We start from the raw sequence: 3,211 nt of genomic DNA, 5'->3' as shown, positions 1-3,211 counted from the left end.
TTTTTTTACCTGGTAATTTAGTCCTTTTTGTTCAAAACTAATAATTGTCTATTTTTGCAAAAAAGTGGGATAATACGAAGGAATACATAGCTAGAGGAGAGCAAAAAATGAAGGTAAAAGTGAATCGTAATGCAGCAAAAGCTTTGAAAAAAATGTTAGAACAAGAAGAAGCAAAAGGAAAACTATTCCGTGTTTATGTCACAAGTATTCATGGGGACCATGCCCATTATGATTTAAGGCTTGATACCCCAACCGAAAACGATGTGGTAGTCACAAGTGATAAAGAAATTGATTTCATTCTTGATAAAAATGATCCAACTTTAAATAGTATCTGGATCCAATATTTCCAATTACCGAAAGAAGAATGGCTAATTACTAACCCAACCATGGGTGTTCATCACCATCATTAATATGACCACATGAAAAGCGCTTGTTATTGACAGGCGTTTTTTTATAATTGTTATTTTCTTGAAAATCGAAATAATTCGTATTTATGTCCAATACCAACGATAATAAAAAAACAGGTTTACCCTTCTACAATTATAGAAGGGAAATCTTTCTGTATTTAGCATATTTGAGAAGAGATTGATTCCAAAGTGCTTATATCTATAAAAATCCAAATCAACACTTATTTCGAGGGTATGATAAATGAAGTAGTCCATTATTAATTTGTAAATGTATTAAATGAGCCTGTGTTGGTTCTGGAAGGTCAATCACTCGTTCAAAATCACCATATACGCGCTCTCTCTTCATTTCCATTTCGAATGGTAACACAGGTTTTATACTGCCATTAATTTTTAAGTGTGTATTTGAAATTAGGCTAAGCGAAATATCTTCTTGATTTACTCCAGGTATTTCAAAAATAATAAAGTTATAATAATCATTTTGATATAGATCAAATTTTGGATTAAACGATACTTCTCTAAAAAATTCCTCGGGTTGTTTTTGCTTGAGTACACTAGACCAAAAATTGCTCTCTCTATACTCGTTTGTAATCTCTAGCCATTTTCTCATTTTTTCTATATCCATTTTACTGCTCCTTTAAAGTTGGTTGGCAATAGGCATTGAAGGGTTAGCTATTTGATCCTGATCACTAACATCTGTATCTATATTGCCCGAGTTCATAAGAGAAGAAGCTGGTGAAAAATCACCTAATGAGAAATTGGCTCCAATAAATTTACTATTGGCAGTATGGCTGTTATGCACGGTAGGACCTATATCAACATTTCCGTTTTGCGCAGCTCCATTAATCTTAAAATTTAAAATATTGATTTGAAATGGCATATTAAATAACTCCTATAATTTAAATTGGTGGTACAGGTGGAATGGCTCTATTTACATTCGCAACATCAGTAGTTCCAATGGAAGTTTGATCATTCACATCAGGATCATTTAATAGGTTTTCCATCATTGCCTCAGTCGGTGATGTATCTCCATATGAGGCATTAATGCCTTGTGATTTAGTATTGGAAGTGGGACTATTATGAGATGCCTCCCCTATAGTTATGGAGCCATTGCCCGAAATACTGTTGATTTTTAAATAATATAAATTGATAACAACCGATGGCATCTTTAAACACCTTTCTATTCTTGGCTTATGGGTACTATATGCAATAGAGTGCCTATATGTTACTTAATAAAGGACCCTACGGATATCGCAGAGTCCTTGTGTTTTTTTTTGTTTATCATAACGATATTATGTAAACTTGAGAGTTTGATTAGTTTTTAGAAATGATGTTAATCTAATAATAGAAAAGTCGAAGGGAGCATGTGTTTACATATGGATAAATTTAAAAATGACATTGAAGTCAAACTAGTTGCACTTGATATGGACGGTACGCTATTAAATAATAAAGGACAAGTTTCAGATGCAAATCGCCAAGCTATCAAAGCAGCTAAGGACAAAGGAATATATGTGGTTCTAAGTACAGGCCGTTCGCTTTTGACAAGCCGTGAGCATGCTGACTCCTTAGAGCTTGATTCTTATTTGGTCACCGTTAATGGAAGCGAAATATGGGATGATCAACGTGAATTAGTAGAGAGGAACTTGGTAAAGTCCGAGCTTGTTGAGTGGATGTGGAGGTTATCGCAGCAGCATAACACGAAGTTTTGGGCGATTAGCACGGAACGTAATTGGCATAATGAAATGCCAGAGGACTTGCATACATTGGAATGGATGAAATTTGGTTTTAATATCGATGATGACGAAACAAGAGAGATAATCATGAAAGAATTACAGGCAAAAGGTGAATTTGAACTTAGTAATTCCACGTTGAAAAATATTGAAGTGAATTCGGCCGGTATTAATAAAGCGAAGGGTCTGGAGATTGTTTGTAACAGGCTCGGATTGGATATGAAAAATGTAATGGCGGTTGGTGATAGTCTAAATGATTTGGCGATGATCAAGACAGCCGGCCTGGGAGTTGCGATGGGAAATGCTCAAGATCTTGTAAAAGAGTCTGCAGATTGGGTAACTGCCACAAACGAGGAAGACGGAGTCGCTAAGGCAATCTACAAATGGGTTTTATAAAGAGTGTTCATTTCCAATTAAAATTTTAAAATTGTTATGGTATAGGTAAAAAGGAAATGGGTAAAAATAATTATGCAATCAATTTGCAATTTACATGTAATTGTTACATGCTAGGAGGCTACAAAGAATGGAATCAGGTAAAGTAAAATGGTTTAACAGTGAAAAAGGTTTTGGATTCATTGAGCGTGAAGGTGGAGAAGATGTATTTGTTCACTTTTCTGCTATTCAAGGCGAAGGATACAAAACATTAGACGAAGGTCAAGAGGTTACGTTTGAAATTGAAAGTGGCCAACGTGGACCACAAGCAGTAAACGTCCGTAAATCATAATGACCCGCCGATAAACAGACCCAGTCTTTTGGGTCTGTTTTTTTATGAATAGAGATTCTTACGATGTTCTTCATTTACCGTGGAGAGAAAAATAATATTTGAGTGGTAAATGAAAAGGTGCTACATTTCCTGATAAGAGGAAAAAATCGTCAAAGCGGTAAATGCAAGTGTGCTCCATTTCCCGATAGGTGGAAAATATGGTTGGATTGGTAAATGAAAGGATGCTCCATTTACCGATAAGAGGAAAAAAAGGTATAATTCCCTTAATAATGAGGAATTATACCTTTTTTTAATTTAAGCCTAATATAAGAACGTGTTGATTGGAGTGGAAGGCGGCGAAGACTCCTGCGGGA

At 35.2% G+C, this 3,211-nt stretch carries 6 protein-coding genes; 3 read left to right on the top strand and 3 right to left on the bottom strand.

Features of this window, described 5'->3' with window-relative positions; genetic code table 11:
• Positions 1–107: 107 nt before the first annotated feature.
• Positions 108–410 (top strand): iron-sulfur cluster assembly accessory protein, encoded by a 303-nt coding sequence (locus V7659_RS27645; RefSeq protein WP_335543279.1) that lies wholly within the window; start codon positions 108–110, stop codon positions 408–410.
• 211 nt (positions 411–621) lie between these two features.
• On the opposite strand, the gene V7659_RS27640 is transcribed toward V7659_RS27645, so the two are convergent.
• From V7659_RS27640 to V7659_RS27630, 3 genes are read right to left on the bottom strand one after another with little or no spacing between them, the layout of a single operon-like run.
• Positions 622–1,029 (bottom strand): Hsp20/alpha crystallin family protein, encoded by a 408-nt coding sequence (locus tag V7659_RS27640; RefSeq protein WP_335543278.1) that lies wholly within the window; start codon positions 1,027–1,029, stop codon positions 622–624.
• Between the two features lie 12 nt (positions 1,030–1,041).
• Complete coding sequence (locus V7659_RS27635; RefSeq protein ID WP_335543277.1) at positions 1,042–1,284, bottom strand: spore germination protein; 243 nt, start codon at positions 1,282–1,284, stop codon at positions 1,042–1,044.
• 19 nt (positions 1,285–1,303) lie between these two features.
• Entirely contained in the window at positions 1,304–1,570 is a 267-nt protein-coding gene (locus V7659_RS27630; RefSeq protein ID WP_335543276.1) for a spore germination protein, read from the bottom strand.
• A 210-nt stretch (positions 1,571–1,780) separates the two neighbouring features.
• Between V7659_RS27630 and V7659_RS27625 the strand changes: the two genes are divergently transcribed.
• Both V7659_RS27625 and V7659_RS27620 read left to right on the top strand, forming a co-directional pair.
• The gene (locus V7659_RS27625; RefSeq protein WP_335543275.1) at positions 1,781–2,530 is read left to right on the top strand and encodes a Cof-type HAD-IIB family hydrolase; all 750 of its coding nucleotides are present in this window, start codon (positions 1,781–1,783) and stop codon (positions 2,528–2,530) included.
• Between the two features lie 127 nt (positions 2,531–2,657).
• A complete protein-coding gene (locus V7659_RS27620) occupies positions 2,658–2,858 on the top strand; it encodes a cold-shock protein (RefSeq protein WP_026566955.1) in 201 nt (66 codons plus the stop codon).
• The last annotated feature ends 353 nt before the right edge of the window (positions 2,859–3,211 follow it).

Origin of the sequence: Neobacillus drentensis, from assembly GCF_036966985.1 — a bacterium.
GTDB lineage: Bacteria > Bacillota > Bacilli > Bacillales > Cytobacillaceae > Neobacillus > Neobacillus drentensis_E.
The sequence above is the reverse complement of the archived record's forward strand: the minus strand, read 5'-3'. Positions and strand labels throughout refer to the sequence as shown.